The organism is Microbulbifer hydrolyticus, from assembly GCF_009931115.1.
Taxonomy (GTDB): Bacteria; Pseudomonadota; Gammaproteobacteria; order Pseudomonadales; family Cellvibrionaceae; genus Microbulbifer; species Microbulbifer hydrolyticus.
Genome location: NZ_CP047491.1, coordinates 1,423,052 through 1,438,627, shown reverse-complemented (window position 1 = coordinate 1,438,627; position 15,576 = coordinate 1,423,052). Strand labels below are relative to the sequence as shown.

Annotated in this window: 21 protein-coding genes; all 21 read right to left on the bottom strand. The window is 47.0% G+C overall.

The features are described from left to right. Nucleotides 1–93: 93 nt before the first annotated feature. A complete protein-coding gene (locus tag GTQ55_RS06100) occupies nucleotides 94–429 on the bottom strand; it encodes a hypothetical protein (protein ID WP_161857931.1) in 336 nt (111 codons plus the stop codon). A 121-nt stretch (nucleotides 430–550) separates the two neighbouring features. Further along, nucleotides 551–877: a low molecular weight protein tyrosine phosphatase family protein gene (locus tag GTQ55_RS06095; protein WP_161857930.1), complete on the bottom strand. Its 327-nt coding sequence runs from the start codon at nucleotides 875–877 to the stop codon at nucleotides 551–553. 153 nt (nucleotides 878–1,030) lie between these two features. Further along, a complete protein-coding gene (locus GTQ55_RS06090; RefSeq protein ID WP_161857929.1) occupies nucleotides 1,031–1,390 on the bottom strand; it encodes a hypothetical protein in 360 nt (119 codons plus the stop codon). 153 nt (nucleotides 1,391–1,543) lie between these two features. Then, on the bottom strand, nucleotides 1,544–1,852 hold the full coding sequence (locus tag GTQ55_RS06085; protein ID WP_161857928.1) for a hypothetical protein: 309 nt from the start codon (nucleotides 1,850–1,852) through the stop codon (nucleotides 1,544–1,546). Between the two features lie 673 nt (nucleotides 1,853–2,525). Then, nucleotides 2,526–3,125, bottom strand: coding sequence for a YcxB family protein (locus GTQ55_RS06080; RefSeq protein WP_161857927.1), 600 nt, complete (start codon nucleotides 3,123–3,125; stop codon nucleotides 2,526–2,528). A gap of 454 nt (nucleotides 3,126–3,579) precedes the next feature. After that, nucleotides 3,580–3,909: a DUF2489 domain-containing protein gene (locus GTQ55_RS06075; protein ID WP_237567850.1), complete on the bottom strand. Its 330-nt coding sequence runs from the start codon at nucleotides 3,907–3,909 to the stop codon at nucleotides 3,580–3,582. 172 nt (nucleotides 3,910–4,081) lie between these two features. Further along, nucleotides 4,082–4,342, bottom strand: coding sequence for a hypothetical protein (locus GTQ55_RS06070; RefSeq protein ID WP_161857922.1), 261 nt, complete (start codon nucleotides 4,340–4,342; stop codon nucleotides 4,082–4,084). A gap of 601 nt (nucleotides 4,343–4,943) precedes the next feature. Then, nucleotides 4,944–5,345 carry a hypothetical protein gene (locus GTQ55_RS06065; protein ID WP_161857925.1) on the bottom strand — a complete coding sequence of 134 codons (402 nt, stop codon included), beginning with the start codon at nucleotides 5,343–5,345 and terminating at the stop codon, nucleotides 4,944–4,946. Between the two features lie 1,095 nt (nucleotides 5,346–6,440). Beyond that, nucleotides 6,441–6,869: a hypothetical protein gene (locus GTQ55_RS06055; RefSeq protein ID WP_161857923.1), complete on the bottom strand. Its 429-nt coding sequence runs from the start codon at nucleotides 6,867–6,869 to the stop codon at nucleotides 6,441–6,443. A gap of 170 nt (nucleotides 6,870–7,039) precedes the next feature. Then, a complete protein-coding gene (locus GTQ55_RS06050; RefSeq protein WP_161857922.1) occupies nucleotides 7,040–7,300 on the bottom strand; it encodes a hypothetical protein in 261 nt (86 codons plus the stop codon). A 111-nt stretch (nucleotides 7,301–7,411) separates the two neighbouring features. Beyond that, nucleotides 7,412–7,783 carry a DUF805 domain-containing protein gene (locus GTQ55_RS06045; protein ID WP_161857921.1) on the bottom strand — a complete coding sequence of 124 codons (372 nt, stop codon included), beginning with the start codon at nucleotides 7,781–7,783 and terminating at the stop codon, nucleotides 7,412–7,414. A gap of 174 nt (nucleotides 7,784–7,957) precedes the next feature. Continuing rightward, nucleotides 7,958–8,284: a hypothetical protein gene (locus GTQ55_RS06040; RefSeq protein ID WP_161857920.1), complete on the bottom strand. Its 327-nt coding sequence runs from the start codon at nucleotides 8,282–8,284 to the stop codon at nucleotides 7,958–7,960. A gap of 612 nt (nucleotides 8,285–8,896) precedes the next feature. Next, nucleotides 8,897–9,256 carry an energy transducer TonB gene (locus GTQ55_RS06035; RefSeq protein ID WP_161857919.1) on the bottom strand — a complete coding sequence of 120 codons (360 nt, stop codon included), beginning with the start codon at nucleotides 9,254–9,256 and terminating at the stop codon, nucleotides 8,897–8,899. A 577-nt stretch (nucleotides 9,257–9,833) separates the two neighbouring features. Continuing rightward, nucleotides 9,834–10,283 (bottom strand): hypothetical protein, encoded by a 450-nt coding sequence (locus tag GTQ55_RS06030; RefSeq protein ID WP_161857918.1) that lies wholly within the window; start codon nucleotides 10,281–10,283, stop codon nucleotides 9,834–9,836. Nucleotides 10,284–10,429: 146 nt separating this feature from the next. Next, nucleotides 10,430–10,708, bottom strand: a complete 279-nt coding sequence (locus tag GTQ55_RS06025) for a hypothetical protein (protein ID WP_161857917.1) — start codon at nucleotides 10,706–10,708, stop codon at nucleotides 10,430–10,432. Nucleotides 10,709–10,887: 179 nt separating this feature from the next. After that, the gene (locus GTQ55_RS06020; protein ID WP_161857916.1) at nucleotides 10,888–11,304 is read right to left on the bottom strand and encodes a hypothetical protein; all 417 of its coding nucleotides are present in this window, start codon (nucleotides 11,302–11,304) and stop codon (nucleotides 10,888–10,890) included. 153 nt (nucleotides 11,305–11,457) lie between these two features. Beyond that, a complete protein-coding gene (locus tag GTQ55_RS06015) occupies nucleotides 11,458–11,913 on the bottom strand; it encodes a hypothetical protein (RefSeq protein ID WP_161857915.1) in 456 nt (151 codons plus the stop codon). 118 nt (nucleotides 11,914–12,031) lie between these two features. Then, complete coding sequence (locus GTQ55_RS06010) at nucleotides 12,032–12,415, bottom strand: VOC family protein (protein WP_161857914.1); 384 nt, start codon at nucleotides 12,413–12,415, stop codon at nucleotides 12,032–12,034. 147 nt (nucleotides 12,416–12,562) lie between these two features. Continuing rightward, the gene (locus GTQ55_RS06005) at nucleotides 12,563–12,928 is read right to left on the bottom strand and encodes a hypothetical protein (protein WP_183946725.1); all 366 of its coding nucleotides are present in this window, start codon (nucleotides 12,926–12,928) and stop codon (nucleotides 12,563–12,565) included. 1,111 nt (nucleotides 12,929–14,039) lie between these two features. Further along, nucleotides 14,040–14,435, bottom strand: coding sequence for a hypothetical protein (locus GTQ55_RS06000; protein WP_161857912.1), 396 nt, complete (start codon nucleotides 14,433–14,435; stop codon nucleotides 14,040–14,042). 523 nt (nucleotides 14,436–14,958) lie between these two features. Then, nucleotides 14,959–15,357: a hypothetical protein gene (locus tag GTQ55_RS05995; RefSeq protein WP_161857911.1), complete on the bottom strand. Its 399-nt coding sequence runs from the start codon at nucleotides 15,355–15,357 to the stop codon at nucleotides 14,959–14,961. Nucleotides 15,358–15,576: the final 219 nt, after the last annotated feature.

The following is a 15,576-nucleotide window of genomic DNA, read 5'->3' as shown; positions in this document are numbered from 1 at the left end:
GCGATAATGGGAGCGCAGCGACCCGCGCAAAACGTGCACAAGGTAAGCTGTCCCGCGGAGGGCCGAAGGCCCGCAGCAAACTGCCTGGCTTTGTTAAATGCTGAACTCTAAAGCACCCTCGCACTCTGCATATACCATCTTTAGCGCGGTTGCCAGCTCCTTAAGCTGACTAAAATTTTTCGGAAATTCCAAAAATATAATTTCTGTGCTAACTAACGTAACTCGCAAGCCAGTACTCTCTACAACGCAATGAGATGCTGTATTGTACCCGCCATTAATTTGATCATTGTACTCGAAGTAGATGCCGTCTTTTGAACCGGTTTGTTCTGTCAGCCCTTTTTGCCACATGAAATAGCCACCGCAGTTACCGGCCACGGACACTGTACATACATAATTTTCTACTAATTCTATTCGGTGTTCTTGGCTCATATGCTCTTCGGATAACTTGGGCATTTAACGCCTACAATAACGGGCCGCAGTGTAGGCGCGAAGCGCCGAAACGGAGGTCCGAGCCAGCTTGCTGGCGGGCGTTGATTGTTTTGTTACGTGTTTACCGAAGGCGAACATGCCTAGATACCTTATTCTCCAATAACCTGATAAGAACGGGGTCCATACGATCGTAATTATCGGGAATATCTAAACATACCAGCTTTTTATCTTTGAGAAGGTCTTTAAACTTTTTTGACACCTTATTCCGGTGAGACTTCTCCATTACGAATATTATATTCGCCCACTCAATCAAATCACCGCTAACTGTGGTTTCAGCATCAGAATTTGTTCCACACCCTATAGCATTAATGTTTTCATATTTTGAAAACACCTCCTCGCCAGTTGGACTTCTTAATCTATTTTCACTACATACGAAGAGAAGATTCATTCGATTCCTTGTGACACGTAACGCCCACAGCAGGGGCGGCTTACCTTATGCGCGTTTTGCGCGAAAATGGGAGCGAAGCGACCGCGCAAAACGTGCATAAGGTAAGACGTCCCGCGGAGGCCCGAAGGGCCGGAGCCTTGCTGCCTGTGTTTGTTAAGCATCTTTGCTTCGGTGCCGGACTGCGCTGTATGTTAGCCACCAACCTATCAGGCGCCCTAAGATAAAAACTACGACGATTGGCGGCCAAAGAGCGGACACAATGTCTTGGTAAAATGAGCTTGACCAATCATAAACAGGCCAAATCCATACAGCGACAATAAGTAAAGAGCTTACCCAATTATCTATTTTGACCCAGTGATATACCAACTCTAGAAGCAGATAGAAAATAACCACCAAACCTATCCCCGCCCATAGTTCTGAGTCATAGCTCTTCTTGACTACTGCGGTGAGCATAAGAATGGCAGGAACCACCCTTAAATAAGCTCTATCTTTCTCTGGTGTATCTTTCAGCATCTATTTCTTGTGATTGCTTAACGCAGCCGGCAGGGGCAGCTTACCTTGTGCGCGTTTTGCGCAAAAATGGGAGCGCAGCGACCTGCGCAAAACGTGCACAAGGTAAGCTGTCCCGCGAAGGGCCGAAGGCCCGGAGCAAACTGCCCGGCCTTGTTAAGTGTTTGACACAGCGCAAATTTCGGCCTTTGTTTTTTCTGGTACATTAACCCAGCTTGTTGCACTCGACAGCTTTAAATCTACGCCCAATCCAGAAGCTACAACACTGACAATGTGCCTAAACCAAACCGAATGGCTCCACTTTCTCGGAGTGGGAGCTTTGAATCCCATTATTTCGTTGTCCCAATAAACTTCGGCCGCCTCACGATATACATATTGATACATCGGCTTTCCCCCGCTTGCGAGTACGACAAACATCTCCCCGTTTTCCAGTATCTCAATTTTCGATATTTCTTCGATTTCCATGATGACACTTAACGCCCGCAACAGGGGCGACCAATGCTATGCACCTTTGGTGCGAAACTGGGAGCACAGCGACCCGCACCAAAGGTGCATAGCGTTGGGCGTCCCGCGGAGGCCTGTAAGGCCGTAGCGTATTGCTTGCGCTTGTTATGTGTTTATCCACCGCACTGGGCTGGTAGACCAATGCTCAAGCATTGCCGTAAGTGATACTCAGATTTCTCAAGGTTACCGCGTTTTTTATATATTTCTGAAAGTGCGAAATGACTAGGTGCGTAGCTTCCTTGACTTGACCGTGTTAGTAGATTTAGCGCCTCATCTTCGTTGCCAGAAAACAGAAGAGATACCCCTACAAAGTATTCGACCTGTGAGTCACCCGCTTCGGCCTCCAACACACATGGTGTGTAAACATGTGCATACTCTTGCCCTCTTTCTGTGGCGGAAATCCACTCAAGACAGCTGAGAGTATTACCGTCATCACTTGCACCCAATAGAGCAATTAAAGAAATAACATTAGATATCACTGACTGCTCCAATGATCACATAACGCCGCCGGCAGGGGCAGCTTACCTTGTGCGCGTTTTGCGCAAAAATGGGAGCGTAGCGACCTGCGCAAAACGCGCACAAGGTAAGCTGTCCCGCGGAGGGCCGTAGGCCCGTAGCAAACTGCCCGGCCTTGTTACATTTTGACGAGGGCACGAACTTTCTCCACGAGCTCCATGGGTTCTGGCACCTGTGCTTCTGGTATTACAATTGCGTTCGCCCGGCTTATAAAAAACATTATCAATCCGCGCTCGTATTCTATGGAAGTAAAATTATCCCAGCTGAGAAAAACATCATGTTTACAATTTTTACTTCTAATGCCGCTCTCCGACACCTCTATTACTCGCTTTTCATAGATTGAGTTATCTGCAGTCGGTAGTAGATTTTTTAGAAATTTAACTTCTTTAGAATATATCGAGAAGAATAGAACTGCGCAGACGACAGCGGAGAATGCTGCCGACTGCCAGTGCAACCCCATCTCGGGCCGTGTAACACCCAAAATTACGACCGCAATCATCAGCCAAATGAAAACATTGAACAAAGGGGAATCAATCCAAGACTTGGCATCTTCCAATGCTTTGGCCCGGATGTAGTGACTAAAGACCTTCCAATCTTTTTCTTCTAATTTAGTTTCTATGATCATGATCTTAAAATGTAACGCCCACAGCAGGGGCGGCTTACCTTGTGCGCCTCTTGCGCGAAAATGGGAGCGTAGCGACCCGCGCAATAGGTGCACAAGGTAAGACGTCCCGCGGAGGTCCGAAGGGCCGGAGCTTTACTGCCTGTGATTGTTAGCAATTTGGTGGCACTCAATCTACGGGTCCTCTCGCTCCATATGGCGATTTAGGAAGCTTAGTGCCGCACCAAGGACAATATGAGATGAGATTCCCTCCGCCAATCACCCTTTCTGGAACCTCAATGTACCAGGCTGAATCGCCCTGGAATGAACCGGTGAATTTAACAATAACTTCATCACCACTCTCAGCTTCCTCGACAGAAGAAAATAGGCCAATACAGCAGTAACTTTTTATTTTTTCAACTCTGCTCATATTACTCAGCGCAAAGAAACTTCGCTTCACTCGTATTGCTAACGCCCGCAGCAGGAGCATTTATGTAGGTGGTATTTGTATGCCAGCGTAGCGATTGGCATACAAAAAGCGCCGGAATAAATGTCGCACTGACTGCGTTTGTTAAGCATTGAACCTTGCAACGATAGATTTACATTCTGACAATGAGACTTCCATTGCCCACTTAATAGTTTGCTGTATCTCTAGCTCGTGCCGTTCCAGAGCATCCTTTGACCAGTACTGCCTTGGCGCACCAATAGGTAAATGGTCAATCTCTGAAGACACACCGGCAAATGCTAGGAAATCTCTGTCATCGTCAGGTAAGCCAACCTCAAATCTTAACGAAGACAATTCAATTGCTCCCTCTAAATAATGAATAGATCCATCTAGCATTCCGCTTGCAACTTCCGCAGCACGCTTACGTTGCTTCTCGATGTATTCCTCGTGGCTCATTTTCATATGATGCTTAACGCCCGCAACAGGGGCGACCAATGCTATGCACATTTTGTGCGAAACTGGGAGCGCAGCGACCCGCACAAAATGTGCATAGCGTTGGGCGTCCCGCGGAGGCCCGAAGGGCCGGAGCATCTTGCTTGCGTTTGTTAAGTGTTGGGTCTGGCACGCACTAACTTCCCCAGTACTTCACAACCTTTTGCTCTCCACAATTTTTACACTGCCATGTTTCTTTGTACTTTCTGGGGCCAGCATATAGCGACAGAGTGATTTTGGGTTTTACATTGATACCAGCTGGATCTTCAAGCTTGGCAAGAAACATTCCGTCGCCACACTTTTCACAAGGCTTACTTCTCTTTTTGTGAGCGTAAAACGCAACACACAGGAGCACAAATAAGCCGACCAGTAAAAATGCTATTTCTTGCTCTGACATTACTGACACTTAACGCCCGCAACAGGGGCGACCAATGCTATGCACATTTTGTGCGAAACTGGGAGCGCAGCGACCAGCACAAAATGTGCATAGCGTTGGGCGTCCCGCGGAGGCCCGCAGGACCGTAGCATCCTGCTTGCGTTTGTTATGTTGTAAGCGGAGCTATGGGGCAATAGCACAATCTACCTCTTTGCCTTCAAAACGCCACCCAACAATCACCCGAGAGGATGGCTCATACTCATAAAAGTATCTACAGCTGCCTCGAAACTTGTACTCGTTTTCAATGTTTCCTCCTGGCAGCTCTATAGCTCTCACAAATCGGTCTTTTCTTGCCCAGTTGTGAGGGTCGTCAATGCTTTCTCCAACTCCGCTACTCATATGAGACTGAAAGTTTCCATGTAAGTCGTGTGCACATGCTGTGGCCAATAATATCGGAAGGCTTAAAAGTAAAAATCGCATGGGAATTGCTACTCTTCACGTATTGGCAACATAACGCCAAGCGCAGGCGCAGCCAGCGCGGAGCGCCTTTTGTGTTAATGTTCGAGCGCCAGCGAGTAACACAAAAGGTGCGTAGCGTTGGCTGTCGCTCTGCCGCTGCTTGTTAGCTTTTGGTTGCCATTGGCCCCCGAGGGTATGATGTAAGATACCTTCCCGACTTTAACTGAACACTGCCAAATGGGATTGGTTCCACCAACTTTTCAACTTTCCCGATACGCCAGTAACACACCCAAGGTTCTCCTACAGCTGTATTTGGCCGGTAACCCTCAACTTCAGCCTTCTTCATGTCTACAGGGTTATCAATAAGCCCAAAAAACTCCGCTCTATGTGTAAAAACAGGATCTGCCTGGTCATGAGACACATAAATTAGTACATTTGCACCGACTTCAAATTCTTTCATTAACTCCCACGCATCCGTTCCCAAAGCAATCCAATCCTTTTCGTTGAGGAGGGATTGTCCAGCGTCAAAGTGAATTTTTGGTATTGGTGCAATGAATGAATCCATTCGTTATTCCTCGATAAAAAGCTAACGCCCGCAACAGGGGCGACCAATGTTGTGCGCGTTTTGCGCGATGATGGGAGCGCAGCGACCGCGCAAAAGGTGCACAGCGTTGGGCGTCCCGCGCAGGCCCAAAGGGCCGGAGCATTCCTGCTTGCGCTTGTTACATTTCACCGAAGTGGCGTGGTTACGCCAACGATGGCGGTGAAAATATACAGACCTATTAGGAACCAAAATAGTACCGGATCTCTTTGCTTTTCCAAAACAGTACTTGGATAGCCAATTAATGGCATTCTGCCTAGATGGATCACTCTTGCACAGTAAAATGGGAGGTATATGCCTCCCACCATGAACATATATTTAATCCCTTTTTGAGTCTGCTCATAGGAATCCTCCCAACCACCGATTAAAAAACCAATCGGGAATAGCCCCAAACATATCCAGGCAGCAGCTCTATGTATCTTGAGAATACTCATTGAGAAATGTAACGCCCGCAACAGGGGCGACCAATGCTATGCACGTTTTGTGCGAAATTGGGAGCGCAGCGACCGCACAAAATGTGCATAGCGTTGGGCGTCCCGCGGAGGCCCGAAAGGGCCGTAGCATTCTGCTTGCGTTTGTTAAGTGATTTATACCACAAGGCTATATATCAACCACGCAACTCCGCCAAATGCTATTGCTAGCAAGCAATACCCTACGAATGTACCAAGCCCTAGATGAACCCGACATAGAAGCTCGCCGGCATCAGTAATTCTATTATTTTTTAACTCTAGGTACTTTCGTTGGAGAGCATAATCAAGCCATGCAAAACCACCCACATATCGTATTGGAGAGAAATTAGAGTGCTTCTTGTATACCTCCGGTGCCTCTGATTTCAATAGCTTCCAGAAGCGGAAATGGACATACCAGTAGTATCCCGAAACCGCTAGAAAGATAACTCCAATTGCTAGATCCATGGTGATCACTTAACGCCCGCAACAGGGGCGACCAATGCTATGCACATTTTGTGCGAAAGTGGGCGCGCAGCGACCTGCACACAATGTGCATAGCGTTGGGCGTCCCGCGGAGGCCCGCAGGGCCGGAGCATCCTGCTTGCATTTGTTATGAGCTGGAATTGGCACAGCGCTTGCCAATGCCCATATATAGCTTTTGCTCAACAAACCAGAATGCTTCACTGGGCTGTTGTGAGAATGCGATTACGTTAGTTCCAGGCTCTAGCAAGGCCATTTGTGGCCCGAGCACCATACCAGGAATGAGCTTAAAGCTGCCTTCTGCGGTGTAATATACATCTTGAAATTCTCTGGCAGTTGACACGATTCTCACTTTGCCATCAATTTTGAACCAAGACGACTCATCAAGATTATGTGCATTTTTAAGCACCCATCTTGTGCAAGGCGGAACTGTACTTTCCTCACCAGCAGCCAGATTTATCTCCCTTTCTTCAAGAACGGAACCAACCGCTCTCATAGCATCAGTAGCCTGTGCTAGCGCGGAGAAAAAGCTAAGTATTAACGCTGCATAAGTTTTCATTTCAAGGGCTCATAACGCCCGCAACAGGGGCGACCAATGCTATGCACATTTTGTGCGAAACTGGGAGCGCAGCGACCCGCACAAAATGTGCATAGCGTTGGGCGTCCCGCGGAGGCCCGAAGGGCCGGAGCATCTTGCTTGCGTTTGTTAAGTGTTGGGTCTGGCACGCACTAACTTCCCCAGTACTTCACAACCTTTTGCTCTCCACAATTTTTACACTGCCATGTTTCTTTGTACTTTCTGGGGCCAGCATATAGCGACAGAGTGATTTTGGGTTTTACATTGATACCAGCTGGATCTTCAAGCTTGGCAAGAAACATTCCGTCGCCACACTTTTCACAAGGCTTACTTCTCTTTTTGTGAGCGTAAAACGCAACACACAGGAGCACAAATAAGCCGACCAGTAAAAATGCTATTTCTTGCTCTGACATTACTGACACTTAACGCCCACAGCAGGGGCGGCCGAAGCGTAGCGTAGCGTAGCGTAGGCCGTCCCGCGGAGGCCCGAAGGGCCGTAGCAAACTGCCTGTGATTGTTAGGGATCATGCCTCTTCTGGTTTGCCAACCCTAGGCTTCTTGGGATCTGGGCCGTACTTATTCTCTCCTTTGTCTCCTGGATAACAAGCAAGGAAGATAAGCGTGATTGTGTTTAAGTATGGGATTAGCATTGCCGCGAAGGCCCAGCCAGGAAATCCAACATCATGGAATCTCTTAACGCAAACCATCGCCCATGGATAGATAAACACCAGAACCATAAAAACGAGCATTCTGGAAATTTCTTTGTCACTCAATCCTACTGCGGCGCCCACAAAACTTGAGATTGCCATGATTCCAAAGAATGGAATCGCGCCAAAATATAAAAATACCTTTCTTGTGATACGCCCTTGTGGACCTTTATAAATCATACTCGCCATATCAATCTCCTTTTGCTCTACCTTTGGAAATAGCCCTAACGCCGCCAGCAGGGGCGGCCTACTTTGTGCGCCTTGTTGCGCGATAATGGGAGCGAAGCGACCCGCGTAACAAAGTGCACAAAGTAGGACGTCCAGCCCAACCCCGAAGGGGTTTGGCGAGCCTGCCTGGCATTGTTAACTGTTTTCGAGGCACTGGTAAATTCCTGAAACTGACGCCGGGAACTTTGGAGCCTCGTACTTTCCGGTTGCCGGATTCAGTGAAAGTGCATCTCCATACATCTCGTGCCGCTCCGCATACCGAATAATCTTAAACTCTTTAAAGTTACATTTTTCTTGTACTTGTTGCAGCCAAAGCGCCCTCACGTTTGAAAAACTTTCACCATCCGGAACCGGGATAGAGAGATTTTCCTTAACCCCTGGAACCTCCTTCTCCCTGGGAATTGCCGCATTGACGTTAACGAAAATCAGCATCATTAAAAGAGCAACTATATATTTATTCATTCTGGCTACTTTACAGTTAACGCCCACGGCAGGGGCGGCTTAGCTTATGTGCGATTTGCGCGAAAATGGGAGCGAAGCGACCGCGCAAAACGTGCATAAGGTAAGACGTCCCGCGGAGGCCCGAAGGGCCGGAGCTTCACTGCCCGTGATTGTTATGTTCTGGACTTACTCCAGGCGCCGTTTAAAGAAATGTACTTCGCCTTCGGTGACATGGACAAGCTCCCAGCCTTCCGCACCCAGATCATTTAGCCTTTGATGATACAAGGTAATTAGCTCATCAGCATCGATGTTTGCAAGGTCTAACTGATGAAGCGGGCTCTTTCGATTAAGAGGATCTATAACGATTCTTTTATACTCCCACTTCTCAGAAGTATGGGGCTCTAACAGACATCCAGATAGCATTGCACCGAATAGTACTACCCCAAAATACTTAACTGCGTTTTTGATATTTTTCTCCTCATGGGTAACTCGGGAACATAACGCCCACAGCAGGGGCGGCTTACTTTGTGCACATTTTGCGCAAAAATGGGAGCGTAGCGACCTGCGCAAAATGTGCACAAAGTAAGACGTCCCGCGAAGGCCCGAAGGGCCGTAGCATACTGCCTGTGATTGTTATGAGTTGCAGCCCTGGTCACTCGCCAACTTATACGTTAACTGGCTCTCCTGAACGGTGCCAACCTCACCTTCAACGTGCCACCGAGAAACATTTTTAATGGTTGCTTCCTCAAAAATTCCTTTTGGGTTGGCATCCAATATTTGGATCTTCTCGGGCTTATTTTCTATTGAAATGGTGTATCTAAATTTTACGATACCTTCAATACAATTCTGAATCGCGTATTCTGGATACTCAACTGGAACCTTAAGACTTGTTGCCAAGACCTGATGAGCGAACAGTAAAGATCCTAGTGCGAATAGCAGTTTCTTCATTTTACTCATAACGCCCAGCGCAGGCGCAGCCAGCGCGGAGCGCATTTTGTGTTAATGTTTGAGCGCCAGCGAGAAACACAAAAGGTGCGTAGCGTTGGCTGTCGCTCTGCCGCTGATTGTTAGTGATTTCGGAGGTTAGACTTACTACCATAGTAAATTCCGTCCTTGAAGAAAATGAGAGTGTCATTTACCCCCAAAGCCACTCTATCAGATCCGAACTCAGCATCCTTATCTTTTAGATCAACTATGTGTACGTTGCCACTGCCGAACTTTTCCGTTGAAACTTTATGTAGTGCCTCCAGGGAGAAGTCGCCCTGTGAAGCTTTCAGAATCGTTTCAATCTCGCCAGTAGTTATAAATTGATTTATCCATGCCTCTCTAAAGCTACTCATGCTCGAATACAGGTATACATTGCCTGATAGAGAAAGAGCCAAAATTGTGAAAAGTATGATAGATAACTTTGTACTCATAGAATCACTAACGCCGCCGGCAGGGGCAGCTTACCTTGTGCGCATTTTGCGCGAAAATGGGAGCGTAGCGACCCGCGCAAAAGGTGCACAAGGTAAGCTGTCCCGCGGAGGGCCGCAGGCCCGGAGCAAACTGCCCGGCCTTGTTAAGTTTTTCAGAGCTGGGGCTTCCGCAGTAAATCCCTTAACGCTTTGTAAGTTTGCTCTAAATCAGAGTAAATTCCTTGCTCAGCGAGCAAAACATCGTCATCGACAACATTGAATTGTAAAACAGTTTCTTCTGGAAATTTGCTTTCTCTAACAACGCTTAGCGCATTTGTTGATATTGATGTTGGCGACGCACCATTATCTAGGCGCCGGAGGAGTTCTGAAAGTAGCATGGATCCGGAACGTTGAGAATCACGCTCACCTTCAACTTCACGCAGGGCTGACATAATTCCGTTAGGCCCCCTAGGCTTACTCAACGCGACTTCTATGATTTCTCCTGAGGGATTATCTTCTTTTTCAATTATTTTGTAGGCCCAAGATATAGCTAATTCTGGATCAAGAATCCCTAGCTTGATTCCATAAAAATAATAATCTGCTTCAATCGCATAGTTATTCATGTGACGAAACTTAACGCCCACGGCAGGGGCGGCTTACCTTATGCGCGATTTGCGCGAAAATGGGAGCGAAGCGACCGCGCAAAACGTGCATAAGGTAAGCTGTCCCGCGGAGGCCCGAAGGGCCGGAGCTTCACTGCCCGTGATTGTTATGTTTGATCTCTCCGCGCACCCTCTAAATGTACAGTTCTTTGACGATAACTCTCTTCGAATGCTACCAGCGACGCTAGCAACCCGGCCAAAATGATCCCAAAAGCTGCGTAGACGGCAAAAGAAAGTATATATGGCACGGAGAAACCTATATACATTCCAGGAATAATGCAGATCGGGACTAAAGCAAGTACAGCAATGGAAATGAAATGCAAAATTTTGACGACTACAAGTAGCGGTTTCAGGTTTTCGCTTCTGAGATTTTTATAGCTGAACATTTTGCTTTCCTTGGCTTTCTGCTACCGAAACATAACGCCGCCGGCAGGGGCAGCTTACCTTGTGCGCGTTTTGTGCAAAAATGGGAGCGTAGCGACCTGCGCAAAATGTGCACAAGGTAAGCTGTCCCGCGGAGGGCCGCAGGCCCGAAGCATATTGCCCGGCTTTGTTATGTGCTGCCTCACAGCGCGGTAACCTGCCCTTGGTAAAACGCCATTTTACTAGGACATGCCCCTTCTTCGGAGTAACGTAGGATTATGCTTATGTTTTTATAGTTGCTCTCTCGAGCAACGAAGCTTGTAAAAGATACGTCGCCAGCCTCATGAACAGCCAAATTAAAGCTGTATTCGGTAGACAGGCCGTCAGTAATGTTGGCGAGAGCCTCTGCTATAACCAAGCCACTTATCTTAGTTTGAATTTCCCCGTCAAATACTAGCCAGATTCCATCTTCTTCTGTCTGCTCTCTAGATACATGCCAGTTCTTTACCGCGTCAGACAGTTGATTTCTGTCTATTTTTGGCCCGTTATCACAGCTAATAGAAAGCGCATTCACACCAAATGACATCAAAATGAGGACGAAAAAAATGACCCTATTCATTCTCGGATTTCCTGCACATAACGCCGCCAGCAGGGGCAGATTGCCTTGTGCGCGTTTTGCGCGAAAATGGGAGCGTAGCGACCTGCGCGAAATGTGCACAAGGTAAGCTGTCCCGCGGAGGGCCGAAGGCCCGAAGCACGCTGCCTGGCTTTGTTAAATCTCGGCTTCATAGAAATATACGTTTAGCTCACTATCATCTGGGTCTTCGAGGAAGTTCTCCATAACCACTTGAAAATTCCTGTTCGGGAAATCGCTCTTTAATTTCGCCTCCCAAGCTTGTCTCACTGCACACGCCAAATACAATAGAAATTCATCTGTCACTTCCTCTTTTGCGTTTAAGAAGAGGCCTGCTATGTCAATTATATTAAGGCATTTTTGAATGTCAGACTTTTTGGGACGATTTAAAGCAAGATATTCAAACCTTGATTTATCCCAAAGGCTATCAACAAATACAGTATCATCCTCGACGATAAATCTTGGCCAGACAAGTTCCAAGTAACCGAGAAAATGATCATACCTACCTATGCAAGTAATCCAGTTTCCCAGAGAAATGCCATCCCCACTATTCCACTTGGATAGCTCTGGAACGAATTCTTCAAATTTATTCATAGAGATTTAACGCCCAGCGCAGGCGCAGCCAGCGCGGAGCGCTTTTTGTGTTAATGTTTGAGCGCCAGCGAGTAACACAAAAAGTGCGTAGCGTTGGCTGTCGCTCTGCCGCTGTTTGTTATGCCGCGGGCTCCCCTACGAAGTTAAGCTCTACCCCGTTACCAGCGGGATCTGAAAGAAAAAGTTGCACTTGATCCATTTCAGGGACTATCGATTGCTTGTATTCAATACCTTTTTCATCTAACCATTTTTTGGCCGAAGGAAGCCCAGATACTCGGAATGCGAAGTGATCTAAATAGGTATTTGAGCCAGATCTATCAACTTCAGACACAGTTAAGTGAATGATTGCTTTTTCTGAAGCATAAAGCCAATACCCCGCGCGCCTGAAGCTGGGTCGCTTACCTACTTTAAGGCCCAAAATCTCTTCGTAAAATTCCCGGACCTCCTCAATGAGATTCTCTGGCCCGGAAATATTTAGATGATCAATATTTTCTACTTTCATGGCTTCATGGCATAACGCCCGCAACAGGGGCGACCAATGCTGTGCACGTTTTGTGCGAAATTAGGAGCGCAGCGACGCGCACAAAATGTGCATAGCGTTGGGCGTCCCGCGGAGGCCCGAAGGGCCGGAGCATCCTGCTTGCGTTTGTTAAGCTTTGCCTCGGATTATGAATATCTCCGAGCCTGATTCAAATTCGAGAAATGCGCCTTTTAAAGTATTTTTTACACGCTTAACTTTCACAGCTGATTTCTGTTCTTTGGCTTTGGTATTGTTTAACCAGAAATAGTATTTACCATTTTCATTTGCATGAAAAGTTACTATATTGCTCCCTTTTACGCTTTCTACACCAACTGATGAAACTTCAACAGCCGTATTACAATCTGGACCGCATTTATGGAACCGGAGCCTTTCTTCCTTGCCAAGCCTTAAAATTTCGATTGAAATTTCGTCATTTTCCGTAAGGTGAGTTGCTGGAGCAAAAGTGAAACCATAGCGTGGCTCAACTTCAATCACTAAGTCCTCTGCGCAACCGAAGAACAATATTATTGATGTACAAATTAATGCTTGTAGTATTTTTTTCATCGTAGCTTAACGCCCGCAGCAGGGGAGACCAATGCTATGCACATTTTGTGCGAAACTGGGAGCGCAGCGACCCGCACAAAATGTGCATAGCGTTGGGCGTCCCGCGGAGGCCCGGAGGGCCGGAGCAACCTGCCTGCGTTTGTTAATGGTTGCCGAGGCACAAACTACGGGTAATTGGTTGAAACCCATCCCATACCTGTGACTCCGCCATCTAAGTCGCCTAATTTTTTCTTACCAGAAATTTCACTTAGATATACACAACCACAGTAATTACACCTGTAGGCTTTGCCTGGAGATTTTGATATTTCCAACTGAGCTGACTCTGAAATTTCGTAATTTGAGCCGCCGTCACCTCATTTTGGCGATCGGATTTTCCTCCATTACAGTTATCCGGGCACCTATTAATCATAGAATTTCCTTGTGAAGGTTTACGTGCAGACGACCATTAACGCCGCCGGCAGGGGCAGCTTACCTTGTGCGCGTTTTGCGCAAAAATGGGAGCGCAGCGACCTGCGCAAAACGTGCACAAGGTAAGCTGTCCCGCGGAGGGCCGCAGGCCCGGAGCAAATTGCCCGGCCTTGTTATGAGCGCTTACGGAGCACACCTCTTACTCCACCCAATTTGATGGGGCCAAATCTCCTAAAAAGCTGATCCACTACAAGCGGCAACGCTAAGAATACAGCCGCAAGCCCTATCCAGCTAAAGTTAAACAACAGGTAAAGAAATGCAGCTGTGCCAAGCGTTGAAGCGACCACTGCCTCCAGCATGTTTGCCCACCATGGCTGATGGAATATTGATACACACTCCGCGCAAATATAATTGTTGCTCAACACCGGCACTTTCAGTGATTCCTTAGAGCAATTGGGGCATTTTCTTCTAAGCATGCTCGATTAGCTCATAACGCCGCCGGCAGGGGCAGCTTACCTTGTGCGCGTTTTGCGCAAAAATGGGAGCGCAGCGATCTGCGCAAAACGTGCACAAGGTAAGCTGTCCCGCGGAGGGCCGAAGGCCCGGAGCAAACTGCCCGGCCTTGTTAGGCATTTCACCGCAACTCCATGCCATATTCTTTGGCCATTGGCGCTGGAACAAATGACGCAAAATCCGAGATTTGGATAACTTTAGGAGAACCCGAATCGTTTCCAAATACATAATAATGACTGATATTTTCATCAATCCAGTCTGAGCATGTACTAGTAATTTTATTTTCCACCATGAAATAGTCTTCAGAAGGGCCTTTAAATGATTTTTGCACCTCGAATGTAATTATTTGATGATTTTCTCCCACCTCTTCAAAAGAAACAATTTTTCCGAAAAATACGATTTCATACTTTTCTAAGAATCGTTTTGGCTCCACAGCTATCGTTGAGCTTGGATCGGCGATACAAGCTATAACTGGAGTACCAAAAAATAGAAAATACAGAAACAGGAGATATCTCATGAGTCTCACGTATGCCTAACGCCGCCAGCAGGGGCAGCTTACCTTGTGCACGTTTTGCGCAAAAATGGGAGCGCAGCGACCCGCGCAAAACGTGCACAAGGTAAGCTGTCCCGCGAAGGGCCGAAGGCCCGTAGCATACTGCCTGGCATTGTTATATGAATGGGTTTTCTCCGGATTCAACGGCGCTCCGGTCCATTAAAACCTTAAGCGCAGCAGCTAAGAATGACCCAACAATATAGATTCCAATTAAAATTATACTAGGGTCATGGTCATTCAGAACTGACAGTAAAAAGTGAACTACTGTGCAGAAACCAATAAAGCAAACAGCTTGAAGCAAGACAGCTTGCTTTGGATTTTCCATTGTCAAGTCTTTTACACATCGGTTGAGTATCTTCATCTATCCGTACTCATATAACGCCCAGCGCAGGCGCAGCCAGCGCGGAGCACTTTTTGTGTTAATGTTTGAGCGACAGCGAGTAACACAAAAGGTGCGTAGCGTTGGCTGTCGCTCTGCCGCTGATTGTTAGGCGATTTCATAGCGGTGTAACTCTTGGAATTCAAACTCGGCATCCGAAATATTAGCCATGCTTATCAATTCCACACCATCTAAGGGCTCACCTTGGTCCCCCTCCCAACATACAACCAACCAAGTTGATTCAAGATCTAACTCTTTAATCAACAAGAGAAGTGATTCGCGATCTTTTTTCTTAAGTACAATCTCTTCCGGCTCATCACAGTAAGAAATAGCTCGCCAACCGCATCCGCATCCCTCATACCCACCGACATAATAAGCGTGATTTTGACCGTGAGGCCAGCGAAGTACAGCTTTGTCTTTTTGTAACTCAACTCTCTGCAGCCACATTTTTGGGTAGGCTTCGCTCCACTTGGACTCTGGAAGTAAGCTATTTGTAAAAAGGTACATTGCTAAGCACATTTTTCCGCCTAACAGTTTTATTCACACGCCATAGGCTTCTATTGTTCGGGGCTTGTGTACACTGGCGCCAAAAACCTTGCCATCTAGAAATCCTATAGATATCAAACGCTTACGTAATTCGAAAAAATACGTTCTCGAGTAAAAAAAGCCTATGGCTTTTGTTTTCGATATTTTTTTAGCTCTGAGTTATTTTTCCAAGCCTTTTAG

Coding starts and splice junctions, on each gene's coding strand:
- GTQ55_RS05995 (WP_161857911.1), bottom strand. CDS start 15,357: ATGTACCTTTTTACAAATAGCTTACTTCCAGAGTCCAAGTGGAGCGAA.
- GTQ55_RS06100 (WP_161857931.1), bottom strand. CDS start 429: ATGAGCCAAGAACACCGAATAGAATTAGTAGAAAATTATGTATGTACA.
- GTQ55_RS06090 (WP_161857929.1), bottom strand. CDS start 1,390: ATGCTGAAAGATACACCAGAGAAAGATAGAGCTTATTTAAGGGTGGTT.
- GTQ55_RS06070 (WP_161857922.1), bottom strand. CDS start 4,342: ATGTCAGAGCAAGAAATAGCATTTTTACTGGTCGGCTTATTTGTGCTC.
- GTQ55_RS06035 (WP_161857919.1), bottom strand. CDS start 9,256: ATGCGCTCCGCGCTGGCTGCGCCTGCGCTGGGCGTTATGAGTAAAATG.
- GTQ55_RS06030 (WP_161857918.1), bottom strand. CDS start 10,283: ATGAATAACTATGCGATTGAAGCAGATTATTATTTTTATGGAATCAAG.
- GTQ55_RS06020 (WP_161857916.1), bottom strand. CDS start 11,304: ATGAATAGGGTCATTTTTTTCGTCCTCATTTTGATGTCATTTGGTGTG.
- GTQ55_RS06025 (WP_161857917.1), bottom strand. CDS start 10,708: ATGTTCAGCTATAAAAATCTCAGAAGCGAAAACCTGAAACCGCTACTT.
- GTQ55_RS06065 (WP_161857925.1), bottom strand. CDS start 5,345: ATGGATTCATTCATTGCACCAATACCAAAAATTCACTTTGACGCTGGA.
- GTQ55_RS06040 (WP_161857920.1), bottom strand. CDS start 8,284: ATGAATAAATATATAGTTGCTCTTTTAATGATGCTGATTTTCGTTAAC.
- GTQ55_RS06085 (WP_161857928.1), bottom strand. CDS start 1,852: ATGGAAATCGAAGAAATATCGAAAATTGAGATACTGGAAAACGGGGAG.
- GTQ55_RS06050 (WP_161857922.1), bottom strand. CDS start 7,300: ATGTCAGAGCAAGAAATAGCATTTTTACTGGTCGGCTTATTTGTGCTC.
- GTQ55_RS06055 (WP_161857923.1), bottom strand. CDS start 6,869: ATGAAAACTTATGCAGCGTTAATACTTAGCTTTTTCTCCGCGCTAGCA.
- GTQ55_RS06015 (WP_161857915.1), bottom strand. CDS start 11,913: ATGAATAAATTTGAAGAATTCGTTCCAGAGCTATCCAAGTGGAATAGT.
- GTQ55_RS06010 (WP_161857914.1), bottom strand. CDS start 12,415: ATGAAAGTAGAAAATATTGATCATCTAAATATTTCCGGGCCAGAGAAT.
- GTQ55_RS06075 (WP_237567850.1), bottom strand. CDS start 3,909: ATGAGCCACGAGGAATACATCGAGAAGCAACGTAAGCGTGCTGCGGAA.
- GTQ55_RS06095 (WP_161857930.1), bottom strand. CDS start 877: ATGAATCTTCTCTTCGTATGTAGTGAAAATAGATTAAGAAGTCCAACT.
- GTQ55_RS06000 (WP_161857912.1), bottom strand. CDS start 14,435: ATGAGATATCTCCTGTTTCTGTATTTTCTATTTTTTGGTACTCCAGTT.
- GTQ55_RS06045 (WP_161857921.1), bottom strand. CDS start 7,783: ATGGCGAGTATGATTTATAAAGGTCCACAAGGGCGTATCACAAGAAAG.